The 24,995-nt window shown below is 41.2% G+C and carries 24 protein-coding genes; 15 read left to right on the top strand and 9 right to left on the bottom strand.

What is annotated here, in order from left to right; translation table 11 throughout:
* Positions 1 to 182 precede the first annotated feature (182 nt).
* From CWC18_RS12870 to CWC18_RS12880, 3 genes are read left to right on the top strand one after another with little or no spacing between them, the layout of a single operon-like run.
* Positions 183 to 797: a methylthioribulose 1-phosphate dehydratase gene (locus tag CWC18_RS12870; RefSeq protein WP_138593022.1), complete on the top strand. Its 615-nt coding sequence runs from the start codon at positions 183 to 185 to the stop codon at positions 795 to 797.
* Entirely contained in the window at positions 794 to 1,477 is a 684-nt protein-coding gene (gene mtnC, locus CWC18_RS12875; protein WP_138593021.1) for an acireductone synthase, read from the top strand. Before CWC18_RS12870 ends, mtnC begins: the two co-directional genes overlap by 4 nt.
* On the top strand, positions 1,474 to 2,016 hold the full coding sequence (locus CWC18_RS12880) for a 1,2-dihydroxy-3-keto-5-methylthiopentene dioxygenase (RefSeq protein WP_138593020.1): 543 nt from the start codon (positions 1,474 to 1,476) through the stop codon (positions 2,014 to 2,016). The genes mtnC and CWC18_RS12880 overlap by 4 nt, the downstream gene beginning before the upstream one ends.
* A gap of 82 nt (positions 2,017 to 2,098) precedes the next feature.
* Here CWC18_RS12880 and mtnA read toward each other — a convergent pair whose 3' ends face one another.
* Complete coding sequence (gene mtnA, locus CWC18_RS12885) at positions 2,099 to 3,130, bottom strand: S-methyl-5-thioribose-1-phosphate isomerase (protein ID WP_138675395.1); 1,032 nt, start codon at positions 3,128 to 3,130, stop codon at positions 2,099 to 2,101.
* A gap of 122 nt (positions 3,131 to 3,252) precedes the next feature.
* On the opposite strand from mtnA, the gene mtnK reads away from it, so the two are divergent.
* Positions 3,253 to 4,455: an S-methyl-5-thioribose kinase gene (gene mtnK / locus CWC18_RS12890; RefSeq protein WP_138593018.1), complete on the top strand. Its 1,203-nt coding sequence runs from the start codon at positions 3,253 to 3,255 to the stop codon at positions 4,453 to 4,455.
* Between the two features lie 241 nt (positions 4,456 to 4,696).
* Here mtnK and CWC18_RS12895 read toward each other — a convergent pair whose 3' ends face one another.
* Positions 4,697 to 6,457: a DUF885 domain-containing protein gene (locus CWC18_RS12895; protein WP_138593017.1), complete on the bottom strand. Its 1,761-nt coding sequence runs from the start codon at positions 6,455 to 6,457 to the stop codon at positions 4,697 to 4,699.
* A 305-nt stretch (positions 6,458 to 6,762) separates the two neighbouring features.
* On the opposite strand from CWC18_RS12895, the gene CWC18_RS12900 reads away from it, so the two are divergent.
* From CWC18_RS12900 to hemB, 11 genes are all read left to right on the top strand, one after another.
* Positions 6,763 to 7,764: a GGDEF domain-containing protein gene (locus tag CWC18_RS12900; RefSeq protein ID WP_138593016.1), complete on the top strand. Its 1,002-nt coding sequence runs from the start codon at positions 6,763 to 6,765 to the stop codon at positions 7,762 to 7,764.
* A 110-nt stretch (positions 7,765 to 7,874) separates the two neighbouring features.
* Positions 7,875 to 8,630, top strand: coding sequence for a bifunctional demethylmenaquinone methyltransferase/2-methoxy-6-polyprenyl-1,4-benzoquinol methylase UbiE (gene ubiE / locus CWC18_RS12905; protein ID WP_138593015.1), 756 nt, complete (start codon positions 7,875 to 7,877; stop codon positions 8,628 to 8,630).
* A gap of 8 nt (positions 8,631 to 8,638) precedes the next feature.
* Positions 8,639 to 9,241 (top strand): ubiquinone biosynthesis accessory factor UbiJ, encoded by a 603-nt coding sequence (locus CWC18_RS12910; protein ID WP_138593014.1) that lies wholly within the window; start codon positions 8,639 to 8,641, stop codon positions 9,239 to 9,241.
* Positions 9,242 to 9,252: 11 nt separating this feature from the next.
* Positions 9,253 to 10,857: a ubiquinone biosynthesis regulatory protein kinase UbiB gene (ubiB, locus tag CWC18_RS12915; protein WP_138593013.1), complete on the top strand. Its 1,605-nt coding sequence runs from the start codon at positions 9,253 to 9,255 to the stop codon at positions 10,855 to 10,857.
* 63 nt (positions 10,858 to 10,920) lie between these two features.
* On the top strand, positions 10,921 to 11,151 hold the full coding sequence (gene tatA, locus CWC18_RS12920; protein ID WP_138593012.1) for a Sec-independent protein translocase subunit TatA: 231 nt from the start codon (positions 10,921 to 10,923) through the stop codon (positions 11,149 to 11,151).
* A 5-nt stretch (positions 11,152 to 11,156) separates the two neighbouring features.
* Positions 11,157 to 11,468, top strand: a complete 312-nt coding sequence (gene tatB / locus CWC18_RS12925; RefSeq protein ID WP_138593011.1) for a Sec-independent protein translocase protein TatB — start codon at positions 11,157 to 11,159, stop codon at positions 11,466 to 11,468.
* A 31-nt stretch (positions 11,469 to 11,499) separates the two neighbouring features.
* Positions 11,500 to 12,243 carry a twin-arginine translocase subunit TatC gene (gene tatC, locus CWC18_RS12930; RefSeq protein WP_138675396.1) on the top strand — a complete coding sequence of 248 codons (744 nt, stop codon included), beginning with the start codon at positions 11,500 to 11,502 and terminating at the stop codon, positions 12,241 to 12,243.
* Positions 12,240 to 12,743: a hypothetical protein gene (locus CWC18_RS12935; RefSeq protein WP_138593009.1), complete on the top strand. Its 504-nt coding sequence runs from the start codon at positions 12,240 to 12,242 to the stop codon at positions 12,741 to 12,743. Before tatC ends, CWC18_RS12935 begins: the two co-directional genes overlap by 4 nt.
* Positions 12,743 to 13,528 (top strand): TatD family hydrolase, encoded by a 786-nt coding sequence (locus CWC18_RS12940; RefSeq protein WP_138593008.1) that lies wholly within the window; start codon positions 12,743 to 12,745, stop codon positions 13,526 to 13,528. The genes CWC18_RS12935 and CWC18_RS12940 overlap by 1 nt, the downstream gene beginning before the upstream one ends.
* Before the next feature lie 8 nt (positions 13,529 to 13,536).
* Entirely contained in the window at positions 13,537 to 15,372 is a 1,836-nt protein-coding gene (locus tag CWC18_RS12945; RefSeq protein ID WP_249348078.1) for a sensor domain-containing diguanylate cyclase, read from the top strand.
* A 9-nt stretch (positions 15,373 to 15,381) separates the two neighbouring features.
* The gene (gene hemB / locus CWC18_RS12950; protein WP_138593007.1) at positions 15,382 to 16,392 is read left to right on the top strand and encodes a porphobilinogen synthase; all 1,011 of its coding nucleotides are present in this window, start codon (positions 15,382 to 15,384) and stop codon (positions 16,390 to 16,392) included.
* 63 nt (positions 16,393 to 16,455) lie between these two features.
* On the opposite strand, the gene CWC18_RS12955 is transcribed toward hemB, so the two are convergent.
* From CWC18_RS12955 to CWC18_RS12985, 7 genes are all read right to left on the bottom strand, one after another.
* Positions 16,456 to 16,851 carry a hypothetical protein gene (locus CWC18_RS12955; protein WP_138593006.1) on the bottom strand — a complete coding sequence of 132 codons (396 nt, stop codon included), beginning with the start codon at positions 16,849 to 16,851 and terminating at the stop codon, positions 16,456 to 16,458.
* A 182-nt stretch (positions 16,852 to 17,033) separates the two neighbouring features.
* The gene (gene fusA, locus CWC18_RS12960) at positions 17,034 to 19,121 is read right to left on the bottom strand and encodes an elongation factor G (protein WP_138593005.1); all 2,088 of its coding nucleotides are present in this window, start codon (positions 19,119 to 19,121) and stop codon (positions 17,034 to 17,036) included.
* Between the two features lie 298 nt (positions 19,122 to 19,419).
* Entirely contained in the window at positions 19,420 to 20,721 is a 1,302-nt protein-coding gene (locus CWC18_RS12965) for a GntP family permease (RefSeq protein ID WP_138593004.1), read from the bottom strand.
* 202 nt (positions 20,722 to 20,923) lie between these two features.
* The gene (locus CWC18_RS12970; RefSeq protein ID WP_138675397.1) at positions 20,924 to 21,616 is read right to left on the bottom strand and encodes a LytR/AlgR family response regulator transcription factor; all 693 of its coding nucleotides are present in this window, start codon (positions 21,614 to 21,616) and stop codon (positions 20,924 to 20,926) included.
* Complete coding sequence (locus CWC18_RS12975; RefSeq protein WP_138675398.1) at positions 21,613 to 22,674, bottom strand: sensor histidine kinase; 1,062 nt, start codon at positions 22,672 to 22,674, stop codon at positions 21,613 to 21,615. Before CWC18_RS12975 ends, CWC18_RS12970 begins: the two co-directional genes overlap by 4 nt.
* Positions 22,671 to 23,615 (bottom strand): serine hydrolase domain-containing protein, encoded by a 945-nt coding sequence (locus CWC18_RS12980; protein ID WP_138593002.1) that lies wholly within the window; start codon positions 23,613 to 23,615, stop codon positions 22,671 to 22,673. The genes CWC18_RS12975 and CWC18_RS12980 overlap by 4 nt, the downstream gene beginning before the upstream one ends.
* A gap of 1 nt (position 23,616) precedes the next feature.
* Entirely contained in the window at positions 23,617 to 24,261 is a 645-nt protein-coding gene (locus tag CWC18_RS12985; protein ID WP_138675399.1) for a hypothetical protein, read from the bottom strand.
* Positions 24,262 to 24,995: the final 734 nt, after the last annotated feature.

Raw genomic sequence — 24,995 nt, forward strand, 5'->3', positions numbered from 1 at the left:
ACTGCGCTTCTCCAAAAATCTATGATGTATTGCCACCAATGCCAACCTTTAACTTTATAAGCTCACTTTTATGGATTCGATATTCACTGGTAGTGCTATCTTAAAAGCGATGTTATTATGATCGAAATAGATGTATAGCCGTCTAAATTGAATTGTAATGCATAACGCAAAGGTAACATAAGATGCAAAACCATGCTGCAAAAAGCGCCTTAATTGAGACAGGGCATTGGATAAGCCAACGAGGATGGGTCCCCGCAACTGGTGGCAACTTTTCAATAAGAACTGATTCAGGGTTTGTTGTCACTGCAAGTGGGTATCATAAAGGGTACCTCGAACCCGGGCACTTTTTAGAGTTATGTGCTGATGGGCAGATCACCGCAGGTAATGGCATCCCTTCCGCTGAAACAGCGCTTCACCTTATGTTATATCAACTTAGTCCAAACACTGAATGTGTGCTCCATACCCATTCTGTTGCCGCAACAACATTATCACGCTTTATTGGCGATGATACTTTGCGCATAGAGGGCTATGAAATGCAAAAGTCACTCCGTGGCATTGACAGTCATTTAACCCCTTTACATATTGCTATTTTTGATAATGACCAAGATATCGAAAGACTCGCTCTGCGTGTTGCCGATCACCATACCACCACGCCAGTTGTGCATGGTGTATTGATACGTGGCCATGGTTTATATGCGATGGGCCATAGCGTTGCAGAAACTCGCCGCCATATCGAAGGGTTAGAATTTTTATTTACTTGCGAACTTGAACGTATAAAATTAGAGGGTACAAGATGATCAAAGCCATTATCACAGATATCGAAGGCACTATCACTCGAATATCATTTGTTAAAGATGTCTTATTTCCTTATGCCGCCAAACATTTGCCCGAATTTGTGGAAAAACATCAACATACTCCTGAAGTCGCCACACAATTAAACGCAGTAAAACAGCTCATTGCCAATCCTATGGCATCTGCACCTGAGATAATTGATGCATTGCTTAACTGGATAAAAAATGATGAAAAAGTCACCCCTTTAAAGCAATTGCAAGGGTTAATATGGCAAGCAGGCTATGAAAATGGTGATTTTACGGGTCATATTTATCCTGATGCATTTGAATTTCTCAGTACACAACACCGCGAAGGCACACCTTTATACGTATATTCATCAGGCTCTGTAAAAGCACAACAATTGCTGTTTGAATATTCTGATTATGGAGATATGAGGCCATTATTTCAGGCCTATTTTGATACCAAGGTTGGCGGAAAAAAAGAGCCACAATCATATCACTCTATTGTTGAACAACTCCCATATAGCGCAGCGGAAGTGCTATTTCTAAGTGATATTATCGAAGAGTTAGACGCCGCTAAAACGGCAGGTCTAGCAACCTTACAACTATGGCGTGATGGTCAAGCGCAATCCCCTGTCCATAATGCCATCACTGACTTTAATCAATATATGAGTCGCAACGTATGAGCCAACTTACTATTTACCGTCACGATAACCCCGCTCAACATACTTTTGATAGCCATGATCCAGTACTCATAACCCAGCAACTTAGCCATATTGGTGTGAGATTCGAGCGGTGGCAGGCAAGTCATAACATTACAGATGATATGAACCAAGAGGACATCATTGAGGCTTATCAAACTGACATTGCTCGACTAAAAGCAGCGCAGGGCTATCAAACTGTAGATGTTATAAGCCTCGCTAAAGGCAACCCAAATGCTGCACAGTTACGCGAGAAGTTCCTTTTTGAACACACCCACAGCGAAGATGAAGTACGATTTTTTGTCAAAGGACAAGGACTATTTTGCTTGCACGTACATGAACAAGTCTTTCAAGTGTTATGTCAGCAAGGTGATCTCATATCCGTGCCTAAAAATACACCGCATTGGTTCGACATGGGTAGCGATCCGGAATTTAGTGCAATTCGATTATTTGACAACCAAGAAGGCTGGGTTGCCACATCAACGGAGTCTGAAATCGCAAAGCGATTTCCACTGATAGACTAGATAACATAAAGACAGGTAATATTCACTACCTGTCTTTATTTATGATTATCCGTCATACGACCCATAAGACATGGTACCAATCTTAAACCAGCTGTATCTTGTGCAAGCCATGCTGTAAAACAAATGATTGGTCATATACCCCCGTATCTAGCACCCAACCTGTTACTAGTCTTGCTGGTGTTACATCAAAGGCAGGATTATAAACTTGGCTAGTTAAGGGCGCCCATTCACATTTGCCAAAGCTGCCACTAACACCGCGTACCTCCGCATTGTCTCGCGTCTCAATTGGGATCGCTTGACCATTCTCACAAGTCACATCAAGTGTTGTTCGCGGTGCGACCACATAAAATGGAATATTATGAAAGTGTGCTAAGACAGCCAAGTTATAAGTGCCTACTTTATTGGCAAAATCTCCATTAACCGCAATACGATCAGCACCGACAAAAACCTTATCCACTTTACCAGCAGCCATTAAGCTAGCAGCCATATTGTCACATAATAAGGTATAGGGTATTTTCCAACTTTCTAATTCATAGGCTGTCAAGCGCGACCCTTGCAGCAAAGGACGTGTTTCATCGACCCAAATATGAATGTCGCCATAGCGTTGATGCGCTTTATAAATAACACCTAATGCGGTACCAACACCGGCTGTAGCAAGCGCGCCGGTATTGCAGTGAGTTAATAGTTGGTCGCCAGCTTCAACTAAGCTTGCTCCCAATTCAGCCATCGCATCACATAGTGCAATATCCTCTAAAAACAATGCTTCAGCGGTATTTACAAGCGCAGATACATAGTTCGGCTTACTTAACGCTTGGCGCATTTTATTCATACAATGCATCAGATTCACTGCTGTCGGTCGCGTTGCTTCCAAGTCATCTATCGCTTGCGCTAACGCTTTATGTGTCTCACCTTGTTCAGCCAAGTAAGCAACGAGCAATGTTGCTGCCAAACCAATTAACGGCGCACCACGCACTTTTAATTCAACAATTAACGACTGCATATGCGATACAGTCTCACAGCAATGCCATTTACTCTGGTGAGGTAGCAAGTACTGATCAAGTACCCATACTGCACCATCTTGATATTTCAAACTCCGCGCTTCTAATATTTGCATTGGCCGTCTCATGTTGAATAAAAGTCATTTGATATTCTACATCAAGACCTAAAGATGTATAGACATCTAAACACTTAAAAACATAGAATGCTATCCACTTAATAATTTTGAGATAATAATCTATGACTCAATACTCTGTTTTTGATAGTGAAAAAGCGCTCGACTATGTGGCGTCTTTAGCCCCGCTCTTCGACCTACAGGCCCCATTGAATTGCTATGAATTTGGCGATGGCAACTTAAACTTAGTATTTAGAGTCAGTGACAGTACAAGTCGTAGTATTATTCTCAAGCAAGCGCTCCCGTATGCGCGCTGCGTGGGAGAGTCCTGGCCTTTAACACTCGATAGAGCCCGTATTGAAGCCAGTGTTTTAAAGTTGCACAGTGCTATTTGCCCAGAGACGACCGTTAAAGTATTACACCAGAACAATCAATTGGCGCTCACAATATTAGAAGACCTTGGGCAACTAGCAATTCTTCGTACCGCACTTAATAACAGTGAGACCTTTCCTAAGTTAAGCAAAGATATTGCCACTCACTTGGCCACCACTAGCTTTAATTACAGTGATTTCGTGCTGACTCCCGCTAAGAAGAAATCCCTCGTCAGTGAGTTTTTAAATCCTGAATTATGTGCCATTACTGAAGAACTGTTCTTTGATGACCCTTATCATCAGCATGAACGAAATAATTTTCCCACAACGCTTACAGAACATGTCAACGCATTAAGGAGCAACACGCATCTTCGTTTTGAAGTGGCCAAACTAAAAGCCAAATTTCTCTCCTCACCGCAAACACTACTGCATGGCGATGTGCATACTGGCAGTATTTTTGTCGACGCAAACACCACCAAAGTCATTGACCCTGAGTTCGGTTTTTTTGGTCCAATTGGCTTTGACTTGGGCTCTTTCATTGGAAACTTACTACTAAACTACTGTGCGCAACAGGCACGTATTGAAAGCTTGCCACAACGTCGTCAAATGCAAACTTATTTAATATCATGTATTGCTGAGTGTTTATATACGTTCGAACAAAGCTGGAACGCCTTAGCCAATGCGCACAGCCAAGATGTGACGTTGCGTGATCCAGTTTATATTGAATACTTTGTTGGCAGTATCATACAAGATGCTGTGGGGTATTGTGGTACCGAGCTCATTCGTCGTACCATTGGGCTTGCGCATGTCGCTGATATTGACACTATCGAGGATGAGCAAGCTCGCTTAGCTGTAGCGCAACACACGCTATTTATTGGCGAACAATTAATCCTGAATTCATCAAGCTGTACCAGCCAGAAACAAACCATGCAATTACTATTGAGCTTGCTTAATTAACCTTAAGTTTGGATAAGGGTTTTGCAATAGAAAATGTTTTGAAACCAAACTTACGTACCATCCAATGATGATATTTCGCTCAATATCAAGGCGCTTTTATGCAGTAATAGCGGGCTATTACACATGAAAACAACGCCGAGAGTGAGAAAAATAGCTTTATTGGGCAAATTTGCTTATCCAGAGCTGAGGTTAATTAATATCGTACGGTGCCTAGACAATAGGCACCGTACTGGTTTTTATCCTATTGATTAGCTAACTGTGCTTGAATATAAAGGTCAATCTGCTCTTCTAACACAAACAAAGGCACCGAGCCATGGCGAAGTATTTGATGATGAAACTCTCGGATATCAAATTTTTCACCCAGTGCGACTTCCGCTTCATTACGTAAGCGCTTAATTGTTAACTCGCCTATTTTGTAAGACAGTGCTTGTCCTGGCCAAGAAATATAACGATCTGTTTCAGTTTTTATATTATGCAGTGATAGCGCACTGTTATCTTTCATAAAGTTCATTGCACGCTCTCTACTCCAGCCAAACATATGCATACCGGTGTCAACGACTAACCGCGCAGCTCGCCACATTTCATACGTTAAGCGGCCGAAGTTACTATAAGGGTCTTTATAAAAGCCCGCCTCTAAGCCTAAATATTCCGAGTATAAGCCCCACCCTTCTCCAAATGCCGAAATATATGTATTGCGACGATAACCTGGTAAATACTCCAACTCTGCATTCAATGCTATTTGTAAATGGTGTCCAGGTACAGCTTCGTGTAATGTCAAAGCTTCAAGTACATACAATGGTCGCTTATCTAACGCATAGGTATTCACCCAATAAAATCCGGCTTCATCGTCCTTTGTAGCACCGCTGTACCTTCCAGTAGTATATTTCGGTGCGATGCTAGCAGGCACTGGTGCTACCCCGTAAGGTCTGCGCGGTAAGGTATGAAATAACTTAGGTAATTGCGCATCCATTTTTTTCGCTATGTAAGCCGCTTCTTTTAACAACTGCTCCGGTGATGTAGCATAAAACTGCGGATCAGTTCTCAAGAACTCAACAAACTCTGCAAATGTCCCTTCAAAACCAATATCATCGATAATCTCCTGCATTTCTCTGCGGATCCGTGCCACTTCTTGTAGCCCTAATTGATGGATCTCACGTGGCGTCATAGATGTCGTGGTATAGTGACGCGCGCGGTTAATATAAAACGCTTTACCGTGCTCAGTTGAAGAGATCCCTATTTCCTGTCGTGCAGCTGGCTTATAGTCATTAACGAAAAAATCAAAGTAGTCTTGATACGCAGGGATAACCTGTCGCGTTAATACACGCTGCGCTTGTGTTTGTAATTGAGCAAACTCTGTTTCTTCAAGGTTGGCAGAGTTAACTAAAAATGGCGTGTAAAATTCAGAAGTCGTGACATCTTGCACGATAAAAACAGCAATTGACTCTTCATAGCCTTTTAACACAGCTTGTGGTTGAGTCAGGCCAACCTTCATGCCTTCTTTCATCCACTCAATATTTTGCGAAAAATAGCGCGGGATTTGCGCCAGTCGACGCAAATACAGCTCAAAGCCCGATTTACTAGAAAAGTCATGTCCCCCCACCATTGATGACATACCTGAGTGAAAACCATATTCAGAGGTCAAAGGAACATAATGACTATTAAATTCATACTCATCCACGTCATTTTGAATTTGTGCACGCAATATCGTATGGTTGATTTTATTTTCGGCGCTTAAATTTTCCACCGCCAGTGTATCTAGTCGACTAAGTAACTGGCGGTTTTTTTGGTAGGTAAGTGCCAAACTCTGCGGCGACAAATCAGGTAATAAAAAAGCATCATCAAGTGCTGTTTTCGCATATGCATTATCTGTGACTCTCATTGCTTCGACTTGATCTGCTATCTCAGTAAACCGTGTATCAATATTAGTTTGAGTGAGCTGGCAAGCAGATAAGCAAACGCTCAACACTGCGATTGCCGTATAATTTGCTAAAGTGTGTTTCACTTGAAGACCTTCTTTTCTAAGAATATGCTGGCACTGTATCTAAGCATATCAATTCACCGCAACTAATTTCGATAGACACCACAATTGGCATTAGTGTAAAAATCAAACAAACGATAACAAATTGGTTATAAAATCAGCAAATAGTTCCCTTAAACTCAACTTTCTATTTCAAAACTATCGATTTTGCTTTTAAATACGACCATGACTCAGTAATGTAGCACCCACTGAAGAGACATTAAGCAACAGCCCAAGGATATCAAGATTGCACACACACTTTTAGCTGACTTATTATTGCGGTAATTGACATGATATTCCATGACCCCATGGCTGTTGCACAAGAGAAAATGACAAAAGTCTGCCTATTTTTAGAGCAACATCACTTACCGCCGACGCCACTAAACTACCAAGTTACCTATACCTATATAAGTAAGTCTGACCCTGATCTGAATGCAGCACTTGAACGCATTTTGAACAGCGGGCAAAAAATTGACAGCATCTATTTAGAACAACTTTATTTTGAGCACATTAATCAGGGTCATCAAGAAGAAGCTGCCATGTTAAAGAATGTAGATGACATGCTATCTACTTTACAAAGCTCTTCGCAAAACTCACAACGTAATATTAGTCAGTTTTCAGAACAACTGCATCATTGCGTACACAGTTTAGATGAACACAATATTAAACAAAGCAAACGCGCTTTGCAGCTCCTATCAAAGCAAACCGATGCATTGCTACAACACCATGCTCATTTTAAAGAAACACTAAAAAAAGCGCGTATCACCCATCAAAAAACGCAGCAACAGCTACTTAAGCTCAGAAAACAATATATCATTGACCTTCAAACGGGTATGTATAAACGTCACTACTTAAACCAACAAACACAGCAGTGGCTAAAGCAACAAAAGTCTATTTGTGCCATTGCGATACAAGTAGAGAATATCCATGAATTCTCAGACAAATATGGCGATGCGATTGGCGAAATTGTCCTTAATCGTGTAGCCAAGAAGATTCAAAAGTATGTGTTTGAAAGTGGTTTACCTGGACGAACAGGTAAAAATGAATTCACCGTGTTACTGCCGGATATAGAACCTGACACCGCGCTAGTTATCGCTGAAAAAGTGCGTAAAGGCGTAGAAAAACTCAAGTTCGTGAGCTCAAAAAGCCCGCTGGAGCTGCCAAGTGTTGAGTTATCTGTCGGGATAGTAAAACAACAGAATGAAGCAGACTTTACAGCGCTTGCGCGAAAAGCTTCTCAAGCAGCACATAAAGCACTTATTTTAAAGCAAGAATACTACATCCCCTCGTAGCTGACTAATCTTACAATAATCAGACAAAATCACATGGTTATGAATTGCACGTCAGTCACGCGATCAAGTACACTAAGCACATCATAGTGTTCACCCCAAAAGAGAAAACAATGAAAGAGTCGCCGCAAGATACTGCTGATTTTGGTTATAAAACTGTTGATCGTGAAAAAAAGGCATCGATGGTCGCCGATGTATTCCATTCAGTGGCTGCAAAATACGACATTATGAATGATTTAATGTCTTTTGGGATCCATCGCCTTTGGAAGCGCCAAGCTATTGCTTGTTCAGGTGTGAGAAAAGGCCATAAAGTACTCGACTTAGCAGGTGGTACCGGGGATTTAACGGCAAAATTCAGCCAGTTAGTAACAGACAGCGGGCAGGTTATCCTTGGCGATATTAATGACTCTATGCTAAAAGTAGGTCGCGAGAAATTACGTGATTTAGGGTTAGTCGGTAATATCGAATACGTTCAGATGAACGCTGAAGCCTTGCCATTTCCAGACAACTCACTCGATGTCATCACAATTGCTTTTGGTCTGCGTAATGTGACTGATAAAGATGCCGCACTGCGTTCTATGTACCGAGTATTAAAACCGGGTGGCAGACTATTGGTGTTAGAGTTTTCTAAAACAGACAACGAAGCACTGTCTAAGCTATATGATTTCTATTCCTTTAATCTACTGCCTTCGATGGGTAAAATGATCGCAAATGATAGCGAATCATATCGCTACCTTGCTGAGTCGATTCGCATGCACCCAGATCAAGAAACCCTTAAGGTTATGATGGATGAAGCTGGTTTTGAACAAACTACCTACCAAAATATGACAGGGGGTATTGTCGCCCTACATCGTGGTTTTAAATACTAGAGGCTATTATGATTGAGGTCATTGCATGTGCCGCGCTTGAAGCAGCTTTAAATCGTTTGCTCTCATTGGAGCCCCAGCTTGATGCTGAACTACACACGAATAAACATAAGGTGCTGTGTGTTGAATTACGTGATTGGCAACAGAGTATTGCTCTAACCTACACAGGCAAACAATTTATGCTGTTCAATCAGTATACTGACCCAGCAGATTGTAAGATCAGTGCAAACGTAGACACGCTAATGCAATTATCCAACCCCAGCGTACTCACACACTTGATACGCCAAGATAAACTCGATTTAGACGGTGATCTGCAATTGGCGCAAAGCTATAGCAATGCCTTTTCTAACTTAGACATTAACTGGGCTGAACATCTATCCCGTTATTTAGGTGATGCCCCTGCTCAGCAAATTGCCAATTGTTTTCAAAACGCTAAAGTTCACCGTGCCTCTGTCAGCAAAACATTGCAAAATACACTGAGTCAATTGTGCCAAGACGAACTAAAAGTGACTATTCACCCACTTGAGCTTGAGCAATTTAAAATGCACACCCGCCATGTAAAAAATCACACTGCGCAGTTAGAACAGCGCATTCATTCGTTACTTAATCGCTGAGGAATTCGACGTTGGCTGTTGCGCGTTTATATCAAATCACTCGTACTTTGCTGCATTATGGATTAGACGACCTGATCCCAGATAAAAAACAACCTTGGTATGGCAAACTGGCAAGAAAAAGCCTCTTCTGGCTAAAGAATCAACACAAAGACAAACCCCTTGGACTGCGGCTAAGACTTGCCTTACAAACTTTGGGACCAGTGTGGATAAAGTTCGGCCAGATGTTATCAACACGCCGTGATTTATTACCCCATGATATCGCACTAGAGCTCGCACAACTGCAAGATAAAGTACAACCCTTTTGTGGTAAACAAGCACAACAACTCATAGAGCAAGCCCTACAGATCAATGATATTAATGAGATCTTTAGCGAGTTCGATCAAACCCCTTTGGCTTCAGCATCTATTGCACAAGTGCATACAGCACGTCTACATACAGAGACCGGCAGTAAAGAAGTGGTGATAAAAGTTATACGGCCTAACATCGCCCAACAAATTGAAGCTGACCTTGCGCTAATGGCTAGGTTTGCCAGTATATTGGTAAAAATAGTGAGTCAAAGTAGACGCTTACGCCCTATAGAAGTCGTTAAAGAGTATAAAAAAACATTATTAGATGAACTCGATTTACTACGTGAGGGAGCTAATGCCTTACAGCTCAGGCGTAATTTTATTGACTCAGATTCCTTGTATATTCCTGAAATATACAGTGACTACTCTCGTAAAAATGTGCTTGTCATGGAGCGAATCTATGGGATCCCAGTGTCAGATACTGATGCATTATTGGCCCAAGGAACCAACATGAAGCTCTTAGCAGAGCGTGGTGTTGAAGTATTTTTTACTCAGGTTTTTCGCGACAGCTTTTTTCATGCTGATATGCATCCTGGGAATATTTTTGTCTCACCTCACACCCCCCATAACCCTAAGTACATCGGCATTGACTGCGGGATAGTGGGTACTTTAAATAAAGAAGATAAGCGTTATTTAGCTGAAAACTTTATTGCCTTTTTTAACCGCGATTACCGACAAGTTGCACAGCTTCATGTTGATTCAGGTTGGGTGCCCGCTGATACATGTGTTGAAGAATTTGAGTTTGCGATTCGAACTGTTTGCGAGCCTATTTTTAATAAGCCACTCGCTGAGATCTCTTTTGGTCATGTATTAGTGAATTTATTTAACACTGCAAGGCGCTTTAATATGGAAGTACAACCTCAGCTGGTTTTACTTCAAAAGACCTTGCTGTACGTAGAAGGGCTAGGTCGGCAGCTCTATCCGCAGCTTGATTTATGGCAAACCGCAAAACCCTTTTTAGAGCACTGGGTTAAAGAGCAAGTCGGCCCTTGGTCAATACTCAAGCAAGTGTATGCAAACCTGCCATTCTGGGCAGAGAAAATGCCAGAGCTACCTGATTTATTATACCAGACACTGAAGCAAAACAATCGTAAAATCACAGCACCAGTTCCTAAGTCAAACACAAAGCCTATGCTCTTAGGTATGCTGGCGAGCAGTGCAGCAATCACCAGTTGTTTGTTGTACTTAGCAAATGATGCAATAGCTGCCAGCTTAACAGTGTTATTATCAATAGGGTTATTTATCGCCGCATGGCGTAAAACAGGATGATATTTTATACACTCTGCGTATAATCATTTTTAACAACTAGAGTTCATTATCAATGGAGTAAATATGGGTTTCGGCGGGATAAGTATTTGGCAATTACTAATTGTTTTAGCCATTATAGTTTTGTTATTTGGCACAAAAAAGCTACGCGGTATTGGTGGTGATTTAGGTAATGCTGTAAAAGGGTTTAAAAAAGCAGTCTCTGAAGATGAGAAAAGCACACCAGAGCAATTGAACGACCAATCTGCTCAGCAAAAGCAAGAAGTGTCAGAAGAAAAGCAAAAAGACAAGGTTTAGCTGATATGGGTATGTGGGAGCTTGCTGTCGTACTCATTGTCGGCTTAATTGTTCTTGGTCCTGAACGTTTGCCCGTCGCCATTAGAACTGTCAGCAGATGGATAAAAACCATCAAATCAGTCGCTAACTCAGTTAAAGCTGAAGTGAATGAAGAGTTGCGTGTTCATGAACTACACAACAACTTAAAGAAAGCGGAAGAGCAAAATATGGCAGACTTATCTTCAACGGTAAAGCAGTCTGTCGAAGAACTACAAAAAGCAGCTGAATCTGTACAGCATAGCTATAAAAACAAGACTAAGCAGCCGGGTAAAGAGTAGCTCTTTTGGCTAATTAAGTAACGAGTACACTATGTCAAACACGCAACAAAGCGGCTTCGTCGGCCATTTAATCGAGCTTCGTAATCGATTAATGAAGGCACTTTTAAGTATTTTGGTGATCTTCATCGCCCTAATATATTTTGCTAATGATATTTATTCATTCGTTGCAGCGCCTTTAATCTCTCATCTGCCAGAAAATAGCACCATGATCGCAACCGATGTGACATCACCATTCTTTGCGCCATTTAAACTCACACTATTTGTAGCATTATTCGCGGCAGTTCCGATGATATTACACCAGATATGGAGTTTTATCGCACCAGGGCTGTATAAGCATGAGAAACGGATGTTGCTTCCCATTCTGTTCTCAAGCATCGTATTATTTTATGCTGGAATATCATTCTGCTACTTTATTGTACTGCCTATCATTTTGGGTTTTTTTACCAGTGTAGGTCCTGAAATGATGACTCTTTCCCCTGATATAAGTAGCTATCTTGGTTTCGCATTGAAATTATTTTTTGCCTTTGGTGTCGCCTTCGAAATCCCAGTAGCTATTATGGTACTGTGCTGGAGTGGCGCAACAGATGTTATTAGCTTAAAAGAAAAACGTCCTTATATTATTGTGGGTTCTTTTGTCGTTGCCATGTTCCTCACACCACCAGATGTTTTATCACAAACTTTACTTGCGTTACCTATGCTTCTGCTTTTTGAGTTAGGTTTAATTCTCGCAAGATTCTACTCAAAAAAACCAAAAGAACAGGAATTACAAGAATGAAAAAAATAGCACTTCTTAGTTTATTTGCTATCTCAGGTTCACTCTCAGCACAGCAAATTAACACTCAAGCACTGGAAGCATGTACATTAGTCGATAATGATTTCAAACGTTTGATGTGTTTCGACAAAGTTATGGCAAATCAACCAATTGATATTAAAGGCATACCGGAAAAAAATATCAAAGCGCTTGCTACCGACACGAAGAACGTCTCAGATCTAACAGATGAAGAGCAGTTTGGAATGACCAAGAAGCTTCTGAGCCAAAAAACGTCTTTTAAAGAAATTGAAAATATTTCTTCGGTAGTCTTAAAAGTTGAAACGTCGTCGCACGGCGTAAGAACATTCCAACTTGACAACGGGCAAACTTGGAAACAAGTTGGTACAGATTCTTTCCGCGCCAAAAGCTCTGATAAAGTAGAAATAATACGCGCTTCTCTTGGCTCTTTCTTGATGAAAAAAGCTGGAACTAATCGCTCTATTCGAGTCAAAAGAGTTAACTAATGACAATCCATTATATCGACGCAGGGGTAAACCTCACCAGCTCACAATTCGATGGTGAGCGCGAAGATATTATAATGAGAGCCAGTAATGCTGGCCTTTCAAAAATGCTGCTGATAGGCTGTGACCTTAGAGATTCTGACACTGCACTTCAGCTCGCAAAAAAGCATCAATATGTTAGTACGGCTGGTATTCACCCGCATAATGCAAAGGACGCGCCTCATCACTTTGTAGATAAAATAACACAATTGCTGGACCATCAAGAAGTCGTGGCTATCGGTGAATGCGGGCTTGACTTTAATCGTGATTTTTCTCCGAGGAATATTCAAAAAGACGTTTTAGAGAAACATCTCGACCTGGCAAGAATAACGAAGGTGCCTGTTTACCTACATGAGCGTGAAGCTTTCTCTGCGATGAAAGAGCAGCTAGAGAGTACCACCGTAGAAGGCGTTTTACATTGCTTCACCGGGAATCGCGAAGCCCTAGAGTTTTACCTCAATTATGGCTTGTATATTGGTATTACAGGGTGGGTATGTGATGAACGTCGAGGTGCTGAGTTACAATCTTTGATACCACTAATACCTGATGATAAACTGCTCCTAGAAACAGATGCACCCTACCTGTTGCCTCGTAGCTTATCTCCTAAACCTAAATATCGACGCAACGAGCCAATGTATATTCATAAAGTCGCTCACACTGTCGCACAATTACGCGGTCAAACTATTGAACACATCGCCAAACTCAGTGTAAAAAACTTTAACCGCTTATTTTTAGCTGGAAAAAATTGATGATATTGATGCGGCTACTTACTCTATGGCTCCTCCTGTTTGCATCACCGATGAATGCACTTGAGCTCCAAGATGGTTTTAAAAAGCATTCAGAGCCGCCTTTTAAGTACGTCATCAATAACAGTAAGAACGTAGAGGAATTACTCACATCATCACCTAACTGGAAGAATAATACTAGTGGGGTCCTTAACTTAGGGCCCATTACAGAGTCCGTATGGTTAAAAGTTTCACTTTACAACCCCAGTCGAGTAGAGCTCCCTCTTTTGCTCAGCATTGATAACAATTTACTTGATAAGATCAGTGCCTATATTCAACTACATAACCGTTCACTGCTTACCCTAGATTTAGGGGACTCTTTACCACTGATGCAACGCCCTATTAAGCATGAAGCGCAGTTGGTCCCTGTTGATTTACCAGCACAAAGTAGCGGCGTGATCTATTTGCAGATTCAACACCATGGCGCGTTAAATATCCCATTAAGTCTATGGCACCCCATCGAATACTTGAAATATAAAAGTAAATTTAATCTTATATACGGCATACTAGCAGGCTTTATGGTAGCGATGGCACTCAGCAACTTTACAGTCTATACCTTCACTCGGAAGAACTACTTTTTATCTGCCGGCTTTATCATTACCATAATATGGTTACTCAATGTACACCTGTATGGGTTTAGCTACCGCTATATCTATGGAAACTGGCAGTGGCTTCAGCAATATGCTCAACCTGTTTTAGTACTTTATAGCTGCTTACTTTTTACCTCATTTATCAGCCAAACATTGCTTAAAAACACACAGCTAACTACTTATCAAAAGCCCATTAAGTGGCTTTGGAGCCTCAGCTCGTTACTAGCAGTGTCACTGCTGCTTATGCCAATCGAAGTGGCACTACTTGGTGCTTATATCTTTAGCCTGATATTAGCGTTGGGGTTTTGGATAGTTGCTCTGATCAGGTATCGTCAAGATGCCGCTCAACGCTACGCACATATGAGTCTCTTCAGTGCCTTATTGATTGCGATTGCTTATCAACTGTGCTTTGAGCTCGGTCTGCTTTCAGGGGCTTTATTAGACAGACCTATCACATACCTATGCTATTTATTTACAAGTATCGTTTTAACTTACTCCTTGATGAGAAAGTACGTCAACGAGCGCGACAGTAAAATTCACGCTCAACAAGCTAAGCTCGCTCAAAGTAAGGCCGCTGATGCGCTGTTAAAAGAGCGCTTACACCTGCAGGAACAAGCGCAAGAAGACTTAGAGTCCAGTATTGATGAACGTACCTTTGAGTTACAAGTTACATTACGTGAATTAGAAGAAAAGAACCGTGCGCTTGAAAAACTTAATATGGAAGATCCATTAACTAAAGTCAAAAACCGTCGCTACTTCGATAAACGGATTATGATGGAGGTGAGGCGTTCACGTCGAGAGCAAACGACTTTAAGTGTCGTTATGTTAGATATTGACCACTTTAAAAGAATTAATGACACCTATGGTCACCTCGTTGGTGACCAAGCAATCTGTGCCGTTGCAGAACAAATTCAACAACACTTAAAGCGACCCCATGATGAAGTGTTTCGTTATGGCGGTGAAGAGTTCGTGTTACTTTTACCAAATACTAATTCGCAAGGGGCTATCGAACTGGCTCAGCTTATTCGTTCTGATTTAGAAAAATTCCAGCTCACCGTCGGCGAACATACTCTGGCTATGACAATCAGCGCCGGTATTCGTAGCGCCATTGCCAGCGATAGCAAAAATCCGACACTATTTACTGACTTTGCCGATAAAGCACTGTATCAAGCAAAACAGCAAGGACGTAATCGCGTCGTTGTTTATGAACATTCTTAGGAGACCACTGTGGCTCAATCTGGACTAGACCTTTTCCCATATACTCGTATGCGCCGTATGCGTCGAGATGACTTCTCTCGTCGTCTTATGAGCGAAAATCAACTATCTGTTAATGATCTAATCTATCCTGTCTTTGTACTGGAAGGAAAAAACCGCCGTGAAGCCATAGAATCTATGCCCGGCATTGAACGCCTGTCTATCGATCTACTGTTAAAAGAAGCCAAAGAGCTTGTCGCATTAGGGATCCCAGCAATAGCTATTTTTCCAGTTACCCCTGCTGAAAAAAAGTCATTGCACGCTGAAGAAGCCTATAATACAGAAGGTCTCGCACAACGTACTACACGGGCATTAAAAGAAGCTTTTCCCGAGCTAGGAGTGATCACCGATGTGGCACTTGACCCATTCACAACCCATGGTCAAGATGGGATCATTGATGACAATGGCTACGTGGTCAATGATGTCACCACTGAAATTTTAGTACAGCAAGCGCTTTCTCACGCCGAAGCAGGTGCCGACATTGTAGCCCCCTCCGATATGATGGATGGCCGTATCGCTGCCATTCGAGATGGTCTAGAGCAACAAGGGCATGTGCATACCCGTATCATGGCGTATTCAGCCAAATACGCATCAAGCTATTACGGACCGTTTAGAGATGCGGTTGGTTCTGCTGGGAACCTTAAGGGAGCTGATAAAAAAACCTATCAAATGGACCCCGCAAATTCAGATGAGGCAATTCGGGAAGTCGCACTTGACCTGCAAGAGGGTGCCGACATGGTTATGGTTAAACCCGGTATGCCGTATTTAGATATTGTAAAACGCGTAAAAACTGAATTTGGTGTGCCGACGTTTGCTTATCAGGTCAGTGGAGAATACGCGATGCATCGTGCAGCAATTGACAATGGCTGGTTAGCTGAGCAACCCACTATCATGGAGTCTTTGTTGGCATTTAAACGTGCGGGTGCTGATGGGATCCTGACATATTTTGCCAAACAAGCTGCACAGTGGCTACAGAAAAAATAGTAGCGCTGTAAAAGCACAAAAAGCGCCTTATAAGGCGCTTTTTTTACGCTTTATATGACGTGCTTATTGCTTATTAATTATTTTTTTTGTTCTTTCCAGCTCTTCATTCGACATCTTCCAGCTATAAAAACGGGTTTTAGTCTGATCACTCAATTTTACTTCTAGCACTTTTATGAAGCCAACCTGCAACAGTTGCATATCAACAATCGTATCGCTTGGGATATACTGGGTATTTAAACCCGTTGAGTAACTAACACCTGCTTTATCAAGATGCACGTATCGACGATTGATCATTGCTAAGCTCAATGATACCAATACACCTGCCAATAAAAGATAAGATGAAATCGTCAATATATTCGACAACAAAGGGGATGTTTGTGATACACCATAAATGATGATGCACAATAGTAATAGTGTACTGTAGAACATCCAGTTTACAGTTAAGTCGATTGTTTTCATAAAAGCCTCCATTCTCACTAAAGTACCCATAACAAAAACAAATGTTTTGTCAGGAGTGCAATGATAAGAGTATCATGTTCCTAAATCAAGAAACCTTTACGCTTTTATTGTGATTTTTTCAAGATAAAAAAAACCGCTTATATAAAATAAGCGGTTTTTCGTATTTAATAAAAAAGAACTAATTACTTAGCTGCTTTTTTCTCTTTCTCTGCTGCAATTACTGTCTCAGCTACGTTCTGAGGACATGCTGCATAGTGAGAGAATTCCATTGAGAATTGACCACGGCCAGACGTAATAGTACGTAAGTGACCGATGTAACCAAACATCTCAGAAAGTGGAACATCACCCTTGATACGAACACCAGTAAGGCCAGCTTCTTGGTCTTTGATCATACCACGACGACGGTTAAGGTCACCAATTACGTCACCTACGTTGTCTTCTGGCGTGAACACGTCAACTTTCATGATAGGCTCAAGAAGTTGTGCACCCGCTTTAGGGATAGACTGACGGAAAGCGCCTTTAGCTGCGATTTCGAAAGCGATTGCTGATGAATCAACTGCGTGGAATCCACCGTCGAATAGCTCAACTTCAACGTCTAATACAGGGAAGCCAGCTAGAACACCTTCTTCCATCATTGACTTAAAGCCTTTCTCAACTGCAGGCCAGAATTCTTTAGGTACGTTACCACCCACAACAGATGAAGAGAACGTGAAACCTGAGTTCTGCTCACCTGGTTTGATGCGGTAGTCGATCTTACCGAACTGACCTGAACCACCTGATTGCTTCTTATGCGTGTAGCTATCTTCAATTTCTTGAGTGATAGTTTCACGGTATGCAACCTGAGGCTGACCAACGATAAGGTCTACACCGTAAGTACGCTTAAGGATATCTACCTTAATGTCTAGGTGTAATTCACCCATACCTTTAAGGATAGTTTCGCCTGAATCTTCGTCTGTTTCAACTTGGAAAGATGGATCTTCTGCAACCATTTTACCGATTGCGATACCCATTTTCTCATTTCCGCCTTTATCTTTAGGCTGTACAGCAATTGAGATTACTGGCTCAGGGAAGATCATCGGCTCAAGTGTACACTCATGCTTAGGTGCACATAAAGTGTGACCCGTTTGAACGTTCTTCATACCTACAACAGCAATGATGTCACCCGCTTGCGCTGATGTTAATTCATTACGGTCATCCGCTTGCATTTCAACCATACGGCCGATACGCTCAGTTTTGCCTGTTGCAGAGTTAAGTACAGTGTCACCTTTGTTAAGCACACCAGAGTAAATACGGATAAAGGTCAAGGCACCGAAACGGTCATCCATGATCTTAAACGCAAGTGCACGTAGTGGCTCGTCAACTGATACAGTTGCAACTTCACCAGTTGGTTCACCCGTTTCTTTATCTGTAAGAGGTTGCGGATCTACTTCTGTTGGAGAAGGTAGGTAATCAACAACAGCGTCAAGTACTAGTTGAACACCTTTGTTTTTGAACGCTGAACCACAGTAAGTTGGGAAGAACGCTAGCTCACGAGTACCTTTACGGATACATGCTTTGATTTGTTCAATAGAAGGTACTTCACCTTCCATGTACGCTTCCATTAGATCATCGTCTTGCTCAACAGCAGTTTCGATAAGCATTTCATGGTATTCTTCAACTTTATCTACCATGTCAGCTGGAACGTCTAATATTTCATAGTTTTCAGGAAGGCCAGTGTCATCCCAAACGTATGCTTTCTTAGTTAGAACGTCAACAACACCAACGAACTCATCTTCGATACCAATTGGTAGCGTCATGACAAGTGGGTTAGCTGCTAGTACGTTAGTTACTTGGTCTACTACGCGGTAGAAGTCAGCACCCATACGGTCTAGCTTGTTTACGAAGATACAACGAGCAACTTCTGACTCGTTCGCGTAACGCCAGTTTGTTTCTGATTGTGGCTCAACACCACCAGAACCACAGAATACACCGATACCACCGTCAAGTACTTTCAATGAACGGTAAACTTCAACTGTGAAGTCAACGTGTCCAGGAGTATCGATAACGTTAAAACGGTGATCTTTCCAGAAACAGCTTACTGCAGCTGACTGGATAGTAATACCACGCTCAGCTTCCTGTTCCATGAAGTCAGTTGTTGATTCGCCATCGTGAACTTCACCAGTTTTGTGGATTTGACCAGTTAGCTTTAGGATACGCTCAGTGGTAGTAGTTTTACCCGCATCAACGTGCGCGAAAATACCAATGTTTCTGTATTTCGATAAATCTGCCATTATTTTGCTCTATTTAAAGTAGAAAAATTATTCGGCGGGAGTATATCACCTCTTCTAGCGAACATCATCATTGATATCGCTTAAAATGCAATCAATTTAATAAAAAGTTGCTTTTTACTAGAATATGTAATTCAAAAATGTAAATTCGTCAGCGAATTAACTTAAATTATTGCTTGTTCCTATGGTGTTTAATTACGCACACCATAATATATTATCAACTTTATAGCATCCCAATACCTACTTTTACGTACCCCTACACACGTCAGATAATGCGCCTTTCTCATCATTTTTAAACAAATTAAAACCAAATAAATAATGCCAATATTAACCCTAAACCCAGTAATGGCACCACAACAGTCAGTATGGCTAAAGGCCCATAAGCCGCTTGGTGTGTTTCTTTACAAATCGCACGAACAGTTGTCACCACATAGCCATTGTGAGGTAACGTGTCAATCGCCCCAGAACTAATGGCGACCACTCGATGTAACTCACTATTATCAACACCGAGATCCAAATAGTGTGGGGCAACTAATGGCAGTGCAATCGCTTGTCCACCTGACGCTGATCCAGTTAGCCCAGCAATGACACTGACCGCTATGGCCGCACCGACTAACTCATTGCCCGGGATTTGCGTCATCAACGCCACCGCCTCTTGAAAAGCAGGGGTTTCTTTCGCAACCGCGCCAAATCCCACAACAGCCGCGGTATTACCAATTGCAACCAAAGCCCCTGTGGTCGCTGAGTTTACAGCATCAGACATATTCAAAAAAAACTTAAAGTTGATAATAAGTAAACTCAAAACCCCGCCTAATAACGCCACCATGAGCGCATTTTGCTGTAAAGCATCATGTAATGAGAAAGATAACCCCAACACGACCAATAAAGGCAGAATGCCGGTAATTGGGTGCGGCAAATCTCGTGAAATATGACGTTCATCACTGTCTCGTACCTCAAACACCTCTCCATTGATTTGTGCTTTTTTTATCATCCATGTCAGTAAGACGTAACCTAATAGCGCCATAAATATCGCGATAATTACACTTTCTTGCCATGCCGCATAAGGGGAAGTATTTAGGTATTTTATCGGGATCCAATTTTGAATTTCTGGAGAGCCTGCTGATGTCATGGTAAAAGTAACTGAGCCAAAAGCCAAAGTCGCGGGAATAAAACGGCGCGGTAAATTAGCATCTTTAAATAAGCTTAATGCCATTGGATACACTGAAAATGCCACAATAAATACGCTAACCCCCCCATAGGTTAACACTGCACACGACGAGACAACTGCTAATACCGCATACTTCATACCTAAAGTGTTCACAATACACCTTGCAATTGCATCTGCGGCACCCGTATTTTCCATGAATTTACCAAACAAAGAGCCTAATAAAAACATAAAAAACCAAGCTTGCACAAACCCAGAAAAGCCACTCATATACCCACTGATAAAGCTTATTTCCTGACCCGTTGGAAACACTATAATTCCACTCGTTATAGCAACAACTAAAGCACACAGCGGCGCAGATATAAATAGATTAACACCTCGCAATGTGAGTAAAATTAACGCGACTAAAGCGCATGCAAGACCCACTAAACTGAGCATAATGCCACCTGTAAATTCCTTGATATCTGCCCCGCTTGCTCAAGTAGTATTATGGCCAAAACTCGTAAAGGATACGCACCATGCTCGCTTTATATACATGTTTCCTAAGCTATGACTTCAGGCTAGATTGTATATTTGGCAGTTCGGGATTCTTATTGTCGTTAGAGATAACTTATGCTAAATAGATGAAAAAGTATACATATTAGAGTTTGTAACGTTGCTTAAAGGCAGTGGTTTGTGCTCTAGAAAGGGAAACACTCATCTTATTTTCTAAAATCACCTCAAGTGTTCCTCCTGACTCCTGTTCCAATGAGGCAATATAATGTATATTAAACAACCAACTACGATTTGCTCTAAAAAAGGGCTCCTCAGGCAAGCGTTCAGCAATATTAGCCAACGTACGATATACGCTAACAGCCCGATCTTGAGTATGTAAACGCGTATAATTGCCCATTGCTTCAAATACTTGAACTTCTTCTAAGGCTATAAAAAAGCAACGTTGGCCATCTTTAATAAAAAAACGACTATCCACTTCAAGAGGTGTCTGTAACTTCTTATATTTCTCGATTGCAATAGCCAAGCGTGCTTGTGTTACAGGCTTTAACAAATAATCTAATGCATTCACTTCAAAGGATTTAACAGCAAAGTCATCGTGCGCTGTAACAAAAATCACATGAGGCACGTAACTCAGTTGCGCCAGCAAATCAAAACCGCTGCCACTAGGCATGTTAATGTCAAGGAGCAATAAATCTGGCTGTAACTGCTCAATCACTGCTTTCGCCTCAATAATATCAGGCACCTCAGCAACTACTTCTAAATCGCCCAGTTCATTAAGTTGGGCTTTAAGTTCAAGTCGCGCCAAATGACTGTCATCAACAATAACAACTTTGTTCATACTGTCTCCTTAGGTATTTCGATGACTGTAGCTATGGTCTCACCCCGAACCATACGAGTAATCGACCCTTCACCGCGATATAATAAGCCTAATCGCTCTTCTATGTTTTTAGTTGCTAGCCCGAGGCCATCCGATGGCTGAGCACTTACGACCAAGGGGTTGACAACCTCAATGTACAATTTTTCTTCACACCATACCTTTACTGCGACGACCCCGCCAACCCGGTTTTTTGCAATTCCATGTTTGATGGCGTTTTCTAAGCACAATTGAAGAATCATTTTAGGCATTAATAAGCGCTCTGCGTCTGAAGCCACGTTAACTTCAATTTGCAAACGATCCGCTAAACTAATTTTACAAAGGCTGAGATAATGCTGAGCATTTTCAAGCTCCTGACTTAAAGGTACTTTATCGTCTTGATTAGCTTGTAGAGAGTAACGCAACATATCTGCTAGCTCTGCAAGGCTTGCTCGTGCTTGCGTCGGTTGAGCCAATATAAGCGCACGAATATCATTAATCGCATTAAACAAAAAGTGAGGATTAAGCTGACTATTGAGTGCTTGCAACTGACTCACCGTTAACAATGCATACGCTGTACTCAAACACTTTATCTTACTCAAAGCCAAATACCCAAATGACCAAAGCAAGGTGAGACCTAACATATTTAACCCATTGCTCAACCCCACAGTTTCAATAATAAACCCCAGTTGTGATGTTGGAATAGGGTAAGACATCCCAATGTGTGCTAAAAAGAACACGCCACATAACAAAATTGTTGTTGCTATTAAAGTTGCGAAACACGACCCAACTACTAAAAAACCAAACTGCAATACATTACTCTTATTATGTAGTTGCTTTTTATAAACACATCGTACGAAGTAAGTGATAAAAGCCCCTGAGAAAAGAAATATTGCGCCGTAAATAGCTTCATTCCAACTTGCATAAGGGTTTTGCATCACGATGATTGTCAGAAACAGGTATGCAAATAACCAACTAATTGAGTGACACACAATAAAGATATAACGCTGACTAAATAAATACTGGAGTTGTAAATACTTCATTTCTCTTTTTCTTCTAACTGGCTTAATAAAGACATCGCAATGTTATTTGTATTGCACTCACCGCCAACCAGTACAATAACTCCCTGCTGCAGGATCGGATCAAATACCACCATAGTACTAAACCCCGCGGTTTTCCCCTCATGAAAATACCAGCCGTTTAGACCTTTACTAAAGCCATATACCATATCATCGCTTAAACTTGTTAAACTAGCTTTTAGTATAGATTTAGTCTTAATATCAACACCTTCCCTCTGCCAATATGCTGAGATCCAATTAGCCATATCAGCAGCAGACGCCAAGACTCCACCGGCTCCAACTAGGCTATCAAAATGCCAATTAGCAACTTGCTTACCAAAGTGATTATGGCCTTTTAACCTATGTACAATTACGCCTGTCAAAGACAATGTAGCATGCGCCATCTTTAACTTATTAAACACATGCTTTTGCATCATTGCTAATTGCGTCACCCCTAGCTCTTTTGCCATTTGCCAGCCCAATACCCCATAACCGAAATTTGAATATACGTAGTTCCCTTTGCGCTCAATAGGCATCATGAGTGCTTGCTTCATTGCCTTAGTGTCAAAGGAAGCGTAAGGATCGTCTATACTTGGAGGGATCAAATTTTTAGGCAGTCTCGGCAGACCAGAACGATGTGTTAACAATTGTTTCAATGAATAATTATGGTGCTCAAATTCTTTCCCCAATAATTCTGAAAGTGGCGCCTCTAAAGACCAAACTTTATCCATCACTAATTGGCTGGCCAATAAAGCAAACAATGGCTTAGAAACGGAGCCTATTTCAAACAAGCTATTTTCATGCACGCCATCGCCATGAAAATAATAAGCTCGCCTGTCTTTGTCCAATATCACGATAGCAGCCGGCAGCTCACCAAATACTGGCGCTAGCTGTTGAGCTAACTTGCTCAATTCTAGTACTGGCATATCAGAGGGTATTAAAGACGTTTTTTTTCAATGTTAGTGGCATTTCAAAACCTTGCACGAACTTACCTTGATAGCCCTCTTTACCGAGTTGACCTTCAAATTGCGCACCGATCATGTTAGAGCTAAAGGTCATGCGTTTATTATCAATTGTAAATTCATTCAGAGGAATACCAAAACTCTGCTGAGCAGGGCTGTCAAGTGAAGTATAAAATCCATTTGCGACCACCGCGACCTGCAAAACAACAGGTAAAGGCTTACCATTCAAATCTAAATCACCAAAGTATGAACCTTCAAACTCTAAAGACATCAGATCTTGCTCAGACAACTTGTGCAACGTGAGTGGCATCACTCTGCCTTGTGTAAAAGATCCAACTAATTTATCTCCCTCAATCTCCCCTGTGAATTCAGCTTGGATCCGCGTATCTTTGAATGCTATTTTTGTCTCAGATACAGTAAACTCGGTTGGCGTTTTACCGAACGAGCCTTGGTTAGGGCTGTCTAATGTCATCTCATTTTTTGTTATATCAACATTCAGCCCAATAGTAAGAAATACATTTGGCTGAATTTCTAACAGCCCTCGCCATTTATCTGCGGCATTTACTGATCCACACATCAATACGCTAACCAAAATCGTAAACCACTTCATTTTCTTCTCCTTAACGTGAACATAAATTAATAACCATCACAGAGTTCACTGTGTTACCTCTATTAGGTTGCTCCCAGTGTACATAAACAAATTAAAGATACGCTGCTTATATGCTTGAGCAGTGCAAAAACGATGTAAACAGTCCAAAAAAATAGATGCAAGTAATTAAATGAGAACTATTTACAAATAGATATTGACAGTCAAGTAAATCTAACTGATAATCAATCTCAACAAAGCAAGTTTGACGGTTTGTTTTGTTATTTTACTCTAATTGTTTCTCGACCCTGAAACACGTGTGACACACGTTAACTGTCTAGGATGATAGCGATGTAATAACGCCCCTTATTACATCATATGTCACCCGCTCACTATTTTACTTGCTACATTGCTCATATCTGTGACGGTAGATATGACATTAGAAAAGCCCTAACAGGGCTTTTTTTATGTCCGTAATTTACACTAATCACCTAATTGAAATATTTAACAGTCACATTTTCTAATTCTTGATTTATTACAGTCGATATAAAACATCAAACATAGTGAACTCAATAAATTGAACCTCAAGTGTTCACACCTTTGTATCGTTTAAATTAAGTAAGCTCTTGTCTTTCCCACTTTGCTATCATACTCGTACATAATCTGAGCTTCAAAATTAAATGATAATTATTTGCATTTGGTGTTGACAACCCCTCAGATCTAATTAATAATCAATACCAACAAGAGTGATGCATACT

It is taken from the genome of Pseudoalteromonas aurantia (genome assembly GCF_005886875.1).
Taxonomy (GTDB): domain Bacteria; phylum Pseudomonadota; class Gammaproteobacteria; order Enterobacterales; family Alteromonadaceae; genus Pseudoalteromonas; species Pseudoalteromonas aurantia_A.